The organism is Rhizobium mongolense USDA 1844, assembly GCF_000419765.1.
In the GTDB taxonomy this organism is placed as follows: Bacteria; Pseudomonadota; Alphaproteobacteria; order Rhizobiales; family Rhizobiaceae; genus Rhizobium; species Rhizobium mongolense.
In genome coordinates this window covers 30,992-43,598 of the sequence record NZ_ATTQ01000016.1, presented here as the reverse complement: position 1 = coordinate 43,598, position 12,607 = coordinate 30,992, and the positions used below count along the sequence as shown (strand labels likewise).

Genomic DNA, 12,607 nt, shown 5'->3' with positions numbered 1-12,607 from the left:
GTGATGCTCATGGATGGCGAACAAAGCCTGTTTACGCACCTCCTTGCACCGATACTCAACAGCGGACGGCGAGGCCTTCGCGAGAACTAGGAGGGGAGCCCGCCGCGGTCAGTCTTCCACCAACTCAATCTCGGGACGGCCGGCAAGGGTGAGCCGCAGGCGGCCGCGGTCGGCGCGCTCGAGCATGATCGGGCCTGCCTTTTCCTCCAGTCGCCGGCGCAGCAAGATCAGCCGGGTCTCCAGATTGTCCTTGAAATCCGGCAGTTGCAGGCGCCGGTCGCGGCGTATCTCACGGTTCAGAAAGTCCCGCTTGCCGGTGCGCGCATAGTCTTCGAGGAAGTGCAGGAGCAGCCGCCCCGGCACGCCGCGGATGAGATAATCGTCGTCGACGAAGAGCGAGCCGTCGCGCGGATAGAAGCGCACGGCGATGCGCCGACCGGCGGGCAGCCTCACGGCCTCGTCGGCCGACGCCTCCGCCTTCTCGCGCCAGCCCGTCTCCGCCCGCTCGCGTTCCTCGGAAAGAAAGGAGAGCGCGGTGGCCAGATGCGCGGCGATCACGGTCAGCGCCTCCTCGTCGCGATGGCGGAAGGTGAACCGCTCCGCCGATTCCGAGAACAGCACGCCGACGAGCCTTCCCCGGGCGACTAGCGGCAGCGCGATCTGGCTGAGCGGCTTGTCGAGCGCCGGAAGCGGGATCGGCGCCGCATCCTCGACGCCCGCCATGGCCCGCACCGCCTGGATGTAGCGCTGACCGCGACTCAGGTCGGTGATCCGTACATTGCGCCGCCGCTCGGCCGCAACCCCGATAATGCCGCGCCCGGGCGGAACCTCGGCGCCAAAGCCGAACTGGTCGTAGCCGCGGCTGGCGATCGTCGTCAGCCCGCCGCGTTCGCCGTCCGGCACCAGCACCATGGAATGGTGGTAGCCGAACAACTCGCCGAGGCCCTCAAGCGTCACGTCGAGCAGCGTTTCCGGATCGCTGCAGTCCGACATCCGCGCCGTCAGCCTCGCCACCCTGCCCATCAGGTCGGGCAGCACGAGCGGCTCCGGCTCGACCAGCGGATTGGCGGCCGGCACAGCCCGACAGTCCTCCACCCGGTAGATGTCGACGGAGCGGAGCTTCATGATTCCGTTCATCCGGCTTTCCAGGATCGCCAGATGGATCGCCACCCGCTCGAAGGTCTCGCTCTCCGTCTCGGAGCGCTCGAACACTAGGTCGAGCACGTGCTGTTGGCCGCTATAGCCGTCGACCACCATCACGGTCGCGAGCCCGTTGCGCGCCACATTGGTGGCGGTCTTGGAGAAGAACTGGTTGGAGAGAGCGACATGCGTCTCGTCTACGTAATGCACGTGCGAGAGATAGGAGATATTGGGCATTCCGTCCGCATCGGTGGTGGCGATGACGGAGGGAATGACGCCCTCGAAACTGTCCCGCAGCCTTTCGAGCGCAATCATGCGACGGCTTCCGGCGTCAGCCTGCGTCCGGCGCCCGGCCCCGGCGTCTGCTCGAAGATCTCCTGCGGCTCGATCGTCAGGCAGACGAGCTCCTGGTCCGAGAGCGTGCTGGAAAGCTGCATCCGGGTGACCCCGAGCGCCAGCATCCGCGCGAGCTGTTCTGCGACATAGGCCTGGCCCAGTGCCCGGAAGGCGGCATCTGCCGGCCCAGCCTCCAGGACCCGGCCCTTGATCTGGCAGGCCTTGTAGTCGGCGGCCCGCACATAGGTCGTGGCAATCGGCCGGCCGGCCAGCGCCTCGCCCACGGCCTTCGGCCATTGGCAGTGGGAGGCGAGAAAGTGCAGATGCCCGCTCTGTCGGTCGAAGCGCACGCCGGAACCGCGGCCAATCATCGGCCGGCCGGCCTCGTCGCGCGTCGCGAACAGAATCATGACAGGACTTTCTATGAATTCCGCGAGTTCCGGCCCTAGCAATGCTTTTCCCCCGATATGCGGCGATGATAGTTAGTTAGGATATTCTTAGCAATCATCGCAATTGCTTAGGATGGTTTTAGGAAGCACCTCGGAAAGGCCTCGGTTATCTCTCGGCCATCAGCCCGGCGCACAGGAAGAGGCGCCGGCCAACGAGAGGAAAATTATCATGAGCCACGAGTTCTCGCTTACCAGCATTCCCGATCTCAACAGCCGCTACGACATCTACGGCGCGGTGCACAAGGGCTTGCGCAAGGCCGGCTGTGACCTGCTCGGACGCCTCGGCACGGCCGATTTCCAGAACGCTGAGGAGACGGGCTTCCTGATCGACGACCTGCGCAATTACCTGATGCTCGCCGCTTCCCACGTCAATCACGAGGACGACCACATCCACGTGGCGCTCGCCGCCAAGGGCGTCTCGACCGTCACGCTGGACGAGCAGCACGACGACCACCGCACCGCCTTCCATGAGTTGGAAGAACTGATCGCCGCCTGGGAAAGGGCCCAGCCGCTGCACAAGCCCGGCTGCGGCCGCAAGCTCTATCTTGCCTTCGCCGCCTACATCGCCAACGACTTCGCGCATATGCACGAGGAGGAGACGGTGACCGGCCCTCTGCTGTGGCGCAACTTCACCGACGACGAAATGCTCGGCATCGAGATGCGTATCATCGCCTCCCTGCCACCGGAAAAGAGCATGGCCTTCATGCGTATCATGATTCCGGCTATCAATCCGGCGGAGCGCAGGGCACTCTTGGGCGCCATGAAGAGGGACGCGCCGCCGGAAATCTTCCAGGCGGTCATCGACTTTGCCGTCCGTCCGGGCCTTTCGGCCAGAGACTTCGCCCAGCTTGCCGACGCGCTGAAGCTGGCGGCCTGAGAAGGCTGCTGCGGACGGAGGATCGAGGCTCCGCCCGCGGCATCGCCGAGAATTCCCGGAGAAGAACCATGTGCAAACCGAACGGCGAGGCCGGCATCCCGGCCGAGTGTCCGCGCCGGGGCGATTGTCGCGGCTGCCCTATGCTGCCTTCCGCCTTGGCGGGTGAGGGGATCGCCGCGCGTCTCGACGCGCCCGTCAAGGAAGAGCGCCCGCCGCCCGCGTCGGTCTCCCTGGAGACGTGCCTCAGATTGGGAATCCCATGCTGATTCCGAAAAAACAAGAACTGCTCTAGCCTGCACGGAGGCCGCAGCAATCCCAAGCCGCGAGGCGATTGCTCACCCGCTTGATGAAAGCACCGCCTCGATACCTGCATGTTCTGAGACGGGTCACCCGGTCCCAGGCGAGCCTAGATATCGTAGGTATGCGCGGCGTTGATCGTCGAGATGAAGCGTTTGGTGCGCTCGCGTTCCGGCGCCGTGAAGATGGACTTCGCCGTGCCGGTTTCGACGACGTTTCCTGCTTCCAGGAACACGACGTTATGGGCGATCTTCGAGGCGAGCCGTAGATCATGTGTCGCCATGACCATGGTCGTGCCTTCGCTGGCCAGCCGGCCGAGAACATCGACGACTTCCGCCGAAAGTTCGGGATCGAGTGCCGAAGTCGGCTCGTCGCAGAGAAGGACGCGCGGCGAAGGCGCCAGCGCGCGGGCGATCGCGACGCGCTGCTGCTGGCCGCCGGAAAGTGTCGAAGGCCAAGCATCCGCCTTATGTGCCATATCGACCTTTGTCAGCAGTTCCATGGCGCGGGTGTGTGCCCTTTCTTTCGGCCATTTCAGGACCGTCACCAGGCCTTCCATGACGTTTTCGATCGCTGTCTGATGTGGGAAGAGCTGGAAATTCTGGAAGACCATGCCCGTCTGGCGGCGGATCTTCTGGATCGCTTGCCAACCAACCCGCCTTCCCGGCACAAAATCCAGCGTCTCTTCGCCGATCCTGATCGAGCCAGCGGTCGGGATCTCAAGCAGGTTGATGCAGCGAAGCAGCGTGCTCTTGCCGCCGCCTGAGGGACCCACGAGAGCAGTGACGGTGCCTTCCGGGATGCGGATGCTGATATCTTTTAGGATGATGGCATCGTCGAAGCGCTTCTCGATATTGGAAAGCTCGATCATGCATTTGCCTCCAGCATGCCGCCGTAGCGCGCGAAGCGGCGCTCGAGCCGTACCTGCAGCGCTGAAAGAACGGAGCTCAAAACGAGGTAGATCAGCGCTGCCTCGATATAAAGGATCAGCGGCTCATAGGTTGTCGCAACGATGCGCTGTGCAGCCTGGAAAAGCTCCGGCACGGTGATTGCTGCCGCCAGCGATGTATCCTTGACCAATGAAATGAAGGTATTTGAGAGCGGCGGCACGGCGACACGACCGGCCTGCGGCAGGATCGTGCGGCTCATCGCCTGCCGCCAGTTCATGCCGATCGAATAGGCAGCTTCCCATTGTCCCTTCGAAACGGAGGAGATGACCGCCCGGATGATTTCGGAGCTGTAGGCGCCGATGTTCAGCGTGAAGCCGATCAGAGCCGCCGGAAAAGCGTCGAGCAGAATGCCGAGGCTCGGAAGGCCGTAGAAGATGACGAAAAGCTGCACGAGCAGCGGCGTGCCGCGGATGACCCAGACGTAGAACCGCGCGATTGAGGCGACGGGAGCCGGGCCGAAGAGGCGTGCTACGGCAGTCACCAGCCCGAGCGCCAGGCCGAAGACGAATGAGAGCAGGGTCAGCGGTATGGTGAAGATCAGTCCGGCCCACAAAAGCGTGGGGAGCGATTCCGCCATCAGTTGAAGCCAGTGCGGCACGGGTGTGTTCCTTAATGAAAGGGCGTCCAGCGGGTTTTCGCTGGACGCTCTTCAGCAGATATAGAGGATGTGCCGGCGGCAGGAAACCGCCCTTTCGAAGCGCTTACTTTGATACGTCCTGGCCGAAATACTTATCAGCGATCTTCTTGTAGGTGCCGTCTGCCTTGATGTCTGCCAGTGCCTTGTTGATCGCCTCGAGCAATTCCGGCTCTCCCTTGCGGATGATGATGCCGGAGTAGTCGGCGTTTTCCTGCTCTGCCGCGATCTTCACATTTGCGTCCGGCTTGTGCTTCTTGAAGTCCAGGAAAGAGAGGCTGTCATTGATCGTCGCATCGGCGCGGCCGGTCAGCACGAGCTGGATCGATTGGTCGAAGCCTTCGGTACCGACGAGCTCTGCGCCGGATTGCTCGGCGAGCTTGCCGAAGTTGCTCGTCAACGACTGGGCAGATTTCTTGCCCTTCAGGTCGGCGAAGCTCTTTATGCTGTCGTCGTCTGCACGGGCGATGAGCACTGCCTTGGAGGCGATATAGGGCTCGGAGAAGGCGTATTTCTGCTTGCGGGCTTCGGTGATGCCGACCTGGTTGATGACGGTGTCGTAGCGCTTGGCGTCGAGGCCGGCAATCAGGCCGTCCCACTTGCCTTCAACGAACTCGGCCTTGACGCCGAGTTTGGCGGCAACCGCTTCGCCAATCTCGACGTCGAAGCCCACGAGCTTGCCGCTTTCGTCATGATAGGTGAACGGCGCATAGGTGCCTTCCGTACCGATCTTGAAAACGCCGGCGGACTTGATGTCGTTGAGATTTTCGCCGGCCTGGGCAGCGACGAAGGCAGCGGCTGAGATAAAGGCCGCGGCAGCGATGGTCTTGAGCAGTTTCATGTTTTGCGGTCCATGTGGGAGGAATTCGATGACAGATAGATCGCAGAAAATAGGGCGTGGCGAAGCGTAGAAAACTGCAAAGAAATTGGGCAACTGCGAATATTTTTCTCATTTATCCGGCTTTTTGACGCGGCTTGTTTCAGAGCGTCAGAAAACGTGTGGCCAATGCCTATTGTGTGCACGTTCATATACGTTTATGCACGTTTCCAGAATATATAGCGCCAATGGTGAGCTAAACAGGCATGAATACGACAGAGATGTTGTTGAAGGAGCGGCAGAAAATCATATCCGGCAAGCTTCAGGCGAACGGCCGTGTGCTTGCGGCTGAACTCGCGCTGGAATTCGGAGTTTCCGAAGATACGATCCGTCGCGATCTGCGCGAAATGGCAGCTGCCGGCCTCTGTGAGCGGGTCTATGGCGGTGCGCTGCCGGTTTCGCCTGCCGGCGGGAGCCTCAAGCAGCGAATGGGCATTGCCCTCGATCGCAAACAACTGCTGGCCCAAGCCGCCGTCTCGCAGATTGCGCCCGGGTCGACGGTATTCTTTGATGCCGGAAGCACCAATCTGGGGATTGCCAAAGCCCTTCCATCAGACATGACGCTGACGGCTGCGACGAATGCTCCGGCAATTGCCGCAGCGCTGATAGACAACGGCGGCATCGATGTCATCCTGATCGGCGGAATGGTCGACCGGCAGGTGGGCGGCGCGCTCGGCGCCAAGGCGATGCGGGACATGGAGCAGATCTCGCCAGACCTTTGCATTCTCGGCGCCTGCGGCATCGATTTGGAAGCGGGCGTCACGACATTCGGTTTCGAGGACGCGGAGTTCAAGCGGTTCGCGACGTCGCGAAGCCGGAAGGTGCTGGTTGCGGTGACCTCGGATAAATTCGGTACAGCGGCGCCGCACAGCGTCCTGCCCGTCGCGCATTGCGAGTGCCTCGTCGTGGAGCACGACGCCGACGAGGCACTGCTTGCGGCCTATCGCGAGCGGGGTTGCCGCACTGTCAAGGCGCGCAAGGCGCGATGAATAATCTTTGAGTCGGATCCTCAAGGGGCCGACTGCAGGAGGAGACGGAAATACAATGGATAATCCGATGAAAGTCGCCCAGGGGGTCCGGCGTGGCTTCCTGCCGAAGAGCAGGGTTGCGGTGTCGCTGCTCTTCCTGATGAACGGCTTTGTCGTCGGTTGCTGGGCTCCGAAGATTCCGGATTTCGCGGAGCGTCTGGAACTGACGAAATTCCAGCTCGGGCTGATGATCCTGGTGTTCGGCCTTGGGTCGTTGACATTGATGCCGATTGCCGGCGCACAGATCGCCAGACATGGCTCGCACGTGGTGTCGCGGGTAACTGCGGCCTGCGTACTGCCAATTCTTCTGGCGCTGACGCTGGCGCCGAATATTGTGACCGGGGCAATCGCGCTCTTCCTGTTTGGCGGGTTCATCGGCGCAATGGACGTCGCGATGAACGCCAACGCGGTTGCCGTCGAAAAGTCGATGCGTCGCGCGATCATGTCGTCCTGCCATGCCTTCTGGAGCCTTGGCGGCCTGATCGGTTCGGGCCTTGGCGGCTTCGTCATCGCCAAGCTCGGTGTTCTTGGCCATGCGCAGCTCGCCACCGTGCTCACGTTGATTTTCCTCGTGATCGCCTGGCCGATGATCCTTGCCGATCCGCCGCATCCGGATGAGAAGAAAGAAAAGACACGCCTGCCGATGACGCCTCTGCCATGGTTGCTTGGGCTCATGGCGCTCTTTTCGATGGTTCCGGAAGGTGCTGTGCTCGACTGGGGTGCGCTCTATCTCCGCCAGGAAATGAATGCATCCGTGGCTCTTTCCGGTTTCGGGTTTGCGGCCTTCTCGCTGACGATGGCAATCATGCGTTTCGCCGGCGATCTGGTGCGCGACAAGCTCGGCGGCGTCAAGACGCTGCGCGTCTGCACCCTCTTTGCCATCGCCGGCATGCTGATCGCAGCCCTTGCGCCGAATGCCGAGCTTGCCATTGTCGGCTTTGCGTTCTGCGGCATCGGCATTTCGAACATGGTGCCCATCGCCTTTTCCGCGGCAGGCAATGTCCCTGGCCTGAAGGCCGGGATCGGCCTTTCGGTCGTCACGACCATGGGCTATTCCGGCATGCTGGTTGCACCTTCTGCAATCGGCTTTGCAGCCGAGCATGTCGGCTTTAGCGCCGTCTTCATGGCGCTGCCCGTCCTGCTGGTCGTGGTGCTGATCTTTTCGAAGCTTGCCCGCTACGCGGACGGCATCTCCGGCGGCGGCCACTAGGACACCAAGCAAAAGTGATGCTTTGGGCGTTGACAAGAAAGCGGGTATGATCCACCTGAAAGGCACGAATTCAAGGGTTCAAGAGCTCTGTCTATGTCTTCACCTACCGATTTTGATCCGAAACCGCGCCGCGCTTCCGTCGCGGTGGACGTGGGCGGCGTCGTCGTCGGCGGCGGTGCGCCGGTTGTCGTGCAGTCGATGACAAATACGGATACGGCGGATATCGATTCGACTGTTGCGCAGGTCGCAGCCCTCTTCAAGGCGGGCTCGGAGCTCGTGCGCATCACCGTCGATCGTGACGAAAGCGCTGCTGCCGTTCCGAAGATTCGCGAGCGGCTCTTGCGCCTCGGCATGGATGTGCCGCTAGTCGGCGATTTCCACTATATCGGCCACAAGCTGCTTGCTGATCATCCGGCCTGCGCCGAAGCATTGGCGAAATATCGCATCAATCCAGGCAATGTCGGTTTCAAGGACAAGAAGGACAAGCAGTTCGCCGAAATCATCGAGACAGCGGTCCGCTATGACAAGCCGGTGCGCATCGGCGTCAACTGGGGGTCGCTCGACCAGGACCTGCTGACAGCGCTGATGGACAAGAATGCCGAGGCGGGTTCGCCGCTTTCGGCACGTCAGGTGACGCGCGAGGCGATCGTGCAATCGGCGTTGATCTCGGCCACCCTTGCCGAAGAAATCGGCCTGCCGCGAAACCGCATCATCCTGTCGGCAAAGGTCAGCCAGGTCCAGGATCTGATTGCGGTCTATTCCATGCTTTCCGAGCGCTCGGACCATGCGCTGCATCTCGGACTCACCGAAGCAGGAATGGGCACCAAGGGCATCGTCGCTTCGTCGGCTGCCATGGGCTACGTACTGCAGCACGGCATCGGCGATACGATCCGCGTTTCGCTGACGCCGGAGCCGAATGGCGATCGCACACGCGAAGTGCAAGTGGCACAGGAACTGCTGCAGGTTATGGGTTTCCGACAGTTCGTGCCGGTGGTCGCCGCCTGCCCCGGCTGCGGCCGCACGACATCGACGGTTTTCCAGGAACTGGCGCAGAATATCCAAAACGATATCCGCAAGAACATGCCGGTCTGGCGGGAGAAATATCCGGGCGTGGAAGCCCTGAACGTCGCCGTGATGGGCTGCATCGTCAACGGGCCGGGCGAAAGCAAGCATGCCGATATCGGCATCTCCCTACCTGGCACCGGCGAGACGCCGGCCGCTCCCGTTTTCATTGATGGCAAGAAGGCGCTGACGTTGCGCGGGCCGAACATTGCTTCGGATTTCGAGGCGCTTGTCATCGACTACATCGAAAAGCGTTTCGGTCAGAAGACCGCTGCTGAATAAGCTCAGCCGCTGGATGCCAAGAGGTATCTCGCCCGCCGCTGCTGCGTCAACTTTTGCGAGCGGCAACAAAATGCGCGGTGGCGGCGAGCGTCGCAGCGGCATCGCCGTAAGGCGCCAACAGCTTTCTCGCATCCTCGACGTGCCGCCGAAGCTCGGCTTCGGCCCATCCGATACCACGCAGAGAGACGAGAGTGCCTTTGCCGCGGCCCACGTCCTTGCCGGTTGCCTTGCCCATGGTGGCGGCGTCTGATTTGACATCAAGAAGATCGTCGGCGAGCTGGAAGGCAAGGCCGATCTTTTCGCCGAAAGCGCGCAGGCGCTTGCGATCATCGCTCGAGGCGCCGGCGATCATTGCCCCTGCTTCGCAAGCAAAGCGGATTAGCGCTCCCGTCTTCATAGCCTGCAATGTAACGATGCCGCGTTCGTCCGGTGTGGTTTTTTCCGCAGCGAGATCGAGTGTCTGTCCGCCAGCCATTCCGCCCAGGCCAGCGCTGCGCGCAAGCGCAAGGATGAGCGCAACCTTGCTTTGCTCTGGAAGTCTCGTCTCGTCGGCGGCGATAATGTCGAAGGCGTAGGTCAGAAGGCTGTCGCCTGCAAGGATCGCGGTCGCCTCGTCGAAGGCTATGTGCGCCGTCGGTTTGCCGCGGCGTAGCTTGTCGTCGTCCATCGCTGGAAGATCGTCATGAACGAGCGAATAGCAGTGAATGCATTCAAGTGCTGCACCCACTCTCAAGGCCGCCTCTTTGTCTCCGCCAAGGAGCAGCGCGCTCTCCACGACGAGAAACGGGCGAAGCCGCTTGCCACCGTTGAGCACCGCATAGTGCATCGCCGCCCTCAGGCTTTCAGGGCGGGCTATCTCATCTTCTCGCGTGTCATCGGAAAGCAGCGCGTCCAGCAACGCCTCGATCTCTTGGGCGTTGGTCTTCAAACGGATATCGAAGGCTTCGGAGCTCGCGACCATGCGCGCTCTTTGGCATGAGCAGTGGCGCCGTTGCAACGGAATTGTCAATGATCACAGCAAGATTTCCTTTGCATCTGGCCTTCACGACCAGCAAACGCTATGAGAGCGGAGGGAACAGGTGTTGGGCTTACGCATATTGGACATATCGCCGGAAAGAGAGGACAGCATTGCGATGCCGGCTCATCGCCGTTTGTTCGCTTGGCTGCGCAGCCGGTCGATCATGACGCGCATCGTCCTTGCGACCGCCGGATTTTTGATCCTGCCTTATGTTCTGATCTTTGTTTATCTGATCCCTTTCATTCATCCCGTCTCGACGCTGATGCTGCGCGACATCGTGCTGCTGCGCGGCTACGACCGGCAATGGGTCTCTTTGGACGACATCTCGCCGGTTCTCGTTCAGTCCGTGATGATGTCCGAGGATGGTCAATACTGTTTTCACGGCGGCGTCGACTGGGGTGAAATGCAGGAGCTGGTCGCAGAGACCCTCGACGGCGAAGCGACCCGCGGCGGCAGCACAATCCCCATGCAGACCGCCAAGAACCTGTTTCTGTGGAATGGCCGCTCCTTTGTGCGCAAGGCACTTGAGCTGCCGCTGGCGGTCGCCTCTGACCTCGTCTGGACCAAACGCCGGCTGATGGAGATCTATCTCAACATCGCCGAGTGGGGACCGGGTATCTACGGCATCGAGGCGGCGGCGCGCTATCATTTCAAGGTACCGGCTTCCAAGCTCTCGCGACGCCAGGCAGCGCTTTTGGCCGTTTCGCTTCCAAACCCGATCGACCGTAACGCTGGAAAGCCCCGCCGCGGCCTTCGCTCGCTTGCCTCGGTCATCGAGCGCCGGGCTCAAGGTTCCGGCGATTACATCAGATGCCTTTATGATTGAGGCATGAATTATTCATTGGTCGCTTCGTCCTGGCGCCGCTAAATTCGGCGTCGAAATCAATTTGCGGATGCCTCATGGATAACCTTACCCTCTATATCGGAAACAAGAACTACTCCTCATGGTCGTTTCGGCCATGGATTGCGATGGAAGCAACGGGCATTCCGTTCGAAGAAATTCTGATCCCCTTTGATTTTCCCGCAGGCAATCCGCGCATCAGGGAAATCTCTCCCACGGGCAGGGTGCCGGTCCTGCTCCATGGCAGCCTGCGGGTATGGGAATCGCTGTCGATCATCGACTACGTCTCTGAGCTTTATCCCGAGGCGGGGCTTTGGCCGAGGGATCGCGCACAGCGCGCGGTGGCGCGTTCGGTCTCGATGGAGATGCTTTCGGGTTTCCGAGCGCTCAGAGGCGCGTGTCCGATGAATATCCGGCGTGAGCGAGGCAAGATCGCACTTGCCGATGGCGTGATGGCTGATGTGCTGCGGATCGAAACCATATTCCGCGAGTTGCGCGGCCGCTCGGGCGGACCGTTTCTCTTTGGCGGATTTTCGGCAGTCGACGCGATGTTTGCGCCGGTCGTCAGCCGCTTCGATACCTATGACCTTGTGACTGCCAGCGATACGTTGAGTTATATGTCGGCGCTAAAGGCACATCCTGCCTGGCTGAAGTGGGAAGCTGCGGCCCGGGCCGAACCCTGGATCGTGTCGGACGATGAGGTCTGAGCTTCAATTCGCGAGAATTGCAAAAAATCTGTTTGGGGACTGGTCAACCACCTTCAAGGCATGTATAAGCGCGCAAAATTTCCGAAATCGCGATACGTCCGTTTCGGCCGCCAGCTTGGCCGGGAATGTGTTGCTTGTGAATTGGAGTACGTAAAATGGCTGTACCGAAGAGAAAAACGAGCCCGTCCAAGCGCGGTATGCGCCGTTCTGCAGACGCACTGAAGGCTCCGACCTACGTGGAAGACAAGAATTCCGGCGAACTGCGCCGCCCGCACCATATCGATCTGAAGACCGGTATGTATCGTGGCCGCCAGGTTCTGACGCCGAAGGAAAGCGCATAAGTTTTAAAATTCTGGCACAGCCAGGATTGAAAAGGCCGGCTTCAAACGCCGGCCTTTTTTGCTTTTGAGCACTATTGTATCTCCGATGTCTTGAAGTGGTGCTGTGATCTGCTGCAGTATTCCCGTCGAAATAGGGGGACATGGCTCAAATGATCGCTGTAATGCCGCTGATGGTAATCCCGTTTCTTCTTTACAATATGACGATGGCCGGTTTGATGGGTGGCGGAGGCATTCCCGCGCTCCAGCATGACATCATCGTGCTTTCCATGATTTCCGGTGCGATCTGGAGCATGGCACTCGGCGATCTCTTCATCGTCGTGGCGCTGGTCATCCTGTTCTTCGAGATATTGAAGGCGACCCGCAATGGATCCGGCAGCCTTCTCAACCACATGCTGTCGATGCTGGTCTTCATCGCCTTCCTGGTCGAGTTCCTTCTCGTCCAGGACGCGGCAACACAGGTCTTCTTCATCTTGATGACGATTGCACTGATCGACGTAATCGGCGGGTTTGCAGTCTCGATCCGAAGTGCCGGGCGCGATGTTTCGATCGGGCTTTGAA

The 12,607-nt window shown here is 60.7% G+C and carries 14 protein-coding genes; 8 read left to right on the top strand and 6 right to left on the bottom strand.

Annotated elements, in window-relative coordinates; translation table 11 throughout:
• Nucleotides 1-108: 108 nt before the first annotated feature.
• Together A3C3_RS0125960 and A3C3_RS0125955 are read right to left on the bottom strand one after the other, a co-directional pair.
• The gene (locus A3C3_RS0125960) at nucleotides 109-1,455 is read right to left on the bottom strand and encodes a GAF domain-containing protein (protein ID WP_022717495.1); all 1,347 of its coding nucleotides are present in this window, start codon (nucleotides 1,453-1,455) and stop codon (nucleotides 109-111) included.
• A complete protein-coding gene (locus A3C3_RS0125955) occupies nucleotides 1,452-1,886 on the bottom strand; it encodes a hypothetical protein (protein WP_233450664.1) in 435 nt (144 codons plus the stop codon). Before A3C3_RS0125955 ends, A3C3_RS0125960 begins: the two co-directional genes overlap by 4 nt.
• Nucleotides 1,887-2,094: 208 nt before the next feature.
• On the opposite strand from A3C3_RS0125955, the gene A3C3_RS0125950 reads away from it, so the two are divergent.
• A complete protein-coding gene (locus A3C3_RS0125950; protein ID WP_022717493.1) occupies nucleotides 2,095-2,802 on the top strand; it encodes a hemerythrin domain-containing protein in 708 nt (235 codons plus the stop codon).
• Between the two features lie 406 nt (nucleotides 2,803-3,208).
• Here A3C3_RS0125950 and A3C3_RS0125940 read toward each other — a convergent pair whose 3' ends face one another.
• The 3 genes from A3C3_RS0125940 to A3C3_RS0125930 form a co-directional block, all read right to left on the bottom strand.
• Nucleotides 3,209-3,970, bottom strand: coding sequence for an amino acid ABC transporter ATP-binding protein (locus A3C3_RS0125940; RefSeq protein WP_022717491.1), 762 nt, complete (start codon nucleotides 3,968-3,970; stop codon nucleotides 3,209-3,211).
• The gene (locus A3C3_RS0125935; protein WP_022717490.1) at nucleotides 3,967-4,647 is read right to left on the bottom strand and encodes an amino acid ABC transporter permease; all 681 of its coding nucleotides are present in this window, start codon (nucleotides 4,645-4,647) and stop codon (nucleotides 3,967-3,969) included. Before A3C3_RS0125935 ends, A3C3_RS0125940 begins: the two co-directional genes overlap by 4 nt.
• A gap of 103 nt (nucleotides 4,648-4,750) precedes the next feature.
• Nucleotides 4,751-5,524 (bottom strand): amino acid ABC transporter substrate-binding protein, encoded by a 774-nt coding sequence (locus tag A3C3_RS0125930; protein ID WP_028740003.1) that lies wholly within the window; start codon nucleotides 5,522-5,524, stop codon nucleotides 4,751-4,753.
• Nucleotides 5,525-5,766: 242 nt separating this feature from the next.
• Here A3C3_RS0125930 and A3C3_RS0125925 point away from each other — a divergent pair, with 242 nt between their 5' ends.
• From A3C3_RS0125925 to ispG, 3 genes are all read left to right on the top strand, one after another.
• Entirely contained in the window at nucleotides 5,767-6,549 is a 783-nt protein-coding gene (locus A3C3_RS0125925; RefSeq protein ID WP_022717488.1) for a DeoR/GlpR family DNA-binding transcription regulator, read from the top strand.
• 55 nt (nucleotides 6,550-6,604) lie between these two features.
• A complete protein-coding gene (locus tag A3C3_RS0125920; protein WP_022717487.1) occupies nucleotides 6,605-7,798 on the top strand; it encodes an MFS transporter in 1,194 nt (397 codons plus the stop codon).
• Between the two features lie 93 nt (nucleotides 7,799-7,891).
• Nucleotides 7,892-9,142, top strand: coding sequence for a flavodoxin-dependent (E)-4-hydroxy-3-methylbut-2-enyl-diphosphate synthase (gene ispG, locus A3C3_RS0125915; RefSeq protein ID WP_022717486.1), 1,251 nt, complete (start codon nucleotides 7,892-7,894; stop codon nucleotides 9,140-9,142).
• A 46-nt stretch (nucleotides 9,143-9,188) separates the two neighbouring features.
• On the opposite strand, the gene A3C3_RS0125910 is transcribed toward ispG, so the two are convergent.
• Nucleotides 9,189-10,103, bottom strand: coding sequence for a polyprenyl synthetase family protein (locus A3C3_RS0125910; RefSeq protein ID WP_028740001.1), 915 nt, complete (start codon nucleotides 10,101-10,103; stop codon nucleotides 9,189-9,191).
• Between the two features lie 136 nt (nucleotides 10,104-10,239).
• Between A3C3_RS0125910 and mtgA the strand changes: the two genes are divergently transcribed.
• The 4 genes from mtgA (at nucleotide 10,240) to A3C3_RS0125890 (ending at nucleotide 12,606) form a co-directional block, all read left to right on the top strand.
• The gene (gene mtgA / locus A3C3_RS0125905) at nucleotides 10,240-10,986 is read left to right on the top strand and encodes a monofunctional biosynthetic peptidoglycan transglycosylase (protein ID WP_028740000.1); all 747 of its coding nucleotides are present in this window, start codon (nucleotides 10,240-10,242) and stop codon (nucleotides 10,984-10,986) included.
• A gap of 74 nt (nucleotides 10,987-11,060) precedes the next feature.
• On the top strand, nucleotides 11,061-11,708 hold the full coding sequence (locus A3C3_RS0125900) for a glutathione S-transferase family protein (RefSeq protein ID WP_022717484.1): 648 nt from the start codon (nucleotides 11,061-11,063) through the stop codon (nucleotides 11,706-11,708).
• Nucleotides 11,709-11,863: 155 nt separating this feature from the next.
• A complete protein-coding gene (rpmF, locus tag A3C3_RS0125895) occupies nucleotides 11,864-12,049 on the top strand; it encodes a 50S ribosomal protein L32 (RefSeq protein ID WP_003543812.1) in 186 nt (61 codons plus the stop codon).
• Between the two features lie 149 nt (nucleotides 12,050-12,198).
• Nucleotides 12,199-12,606 (top strand): hypothetical protein, encoded by a 408-nt coding sequence (locus A3C3_RS0125890; RefSeq protein ID WP_028739999.1) that lies wholly within the window; start codon nucleotides 12,199-12,201, stop codon nucleotides 12,604-12,606.
• Nucleotide 12,607: the final 1 nt, after the last annotated feature.

What these genes read in the sequence shown, in the direction of transcription:
- A3C3_RS0125960 (WP_022717495.1), bottom strand. Translation starts at nt 1,455, where the DNA reads ATGATTGCGCTCGAAAGGCTGCGGGACAGTTTCGAGGGCGTCATTCCC.
- A3C3_RS0125955 (WP_233450664.1), bottom strand. Translation starts at nt 1,886, where the DNA reads ATGATTCTGTTCGCGACGCGCGACGAGGCCGGCCGGCCGATGATTGGC.
- A3C3_RS0125950 (WP_022717493.1), top strand. Translation starts at nt 2,095, where the DNA reads ATGAGCCACGAGTTCTCGCTTACCAGCATTCCCGATCTCAACAGCCGC.
- A3C3_RS0125940 (WP_022717491.1), bottom strand. Translation starts at nt 3,970, where the DNA reads ATGATCGAGCTTTCCAATATCGAGAAGCGCTTCGACGATGCCATCATC.
- A3C3_RS0125930 (WP_028740003.1), bottom strand. Translation starts at nt 5,524, where the DNA reads ATGAAACTGCTCAAGACCATCGCTGCCGCGGCCTTTATCTCAGCCGCT.
- A3C3_RS0125925 (WP_022717488.1), top strand. Translation starts at nt 5,767, where the DNA reads ATGAATACGACAGAGATGTTGTTGAAGGAGCGGCAGAAAATCATATCC.
- A3C3_RS0125920 (WP_022717487.1), top strand. Translation starts at nt 6,605, where the DNA reads ATGGATAATCCGATGAAAGTCGCCCAGGGGGTCCGGCGTGGCTTCCTG.
- ispG (WP_022717486.1), top strand. Translation starts at nt 7,892, where the DNA reads ATGTCTTCACCTACCGATTTTGATCCGAAACCGCGCCGCGCTTCCGTC.
- A3C3_RS0125910 (WP_028740001.1), bottom strand. Translation starts at nt 10,103, where the DNA reads ATGGTCGCGAGCTCCGAAGCCTTCGATATCCGTTTGAAGACCAACGCC.
- A3C3_RS0125900 (WP_022717484.1), top strand. Translation starts at nt 11,061, where the DNA reads ATGGATAACCTTACCCTCTATATCGGAAACAAGAACTACTCCTCATGG.
- rpmF (WP_003543812.1), top strand. Translation starts at nt 11,864, where the DNA reads ATGGCTGTACCGAAGAGAAAAACGAGCCCGTCCAAGCGCGGTATGCGC.
- A3C3_RS0125890 (WP_028739999.1), top strand. Translation starts at nt 12,199, where the DNA reads ATGATCGCTGTAATGCCGCTGATGGTAATCCCGTTTCTTCTTTACAAT.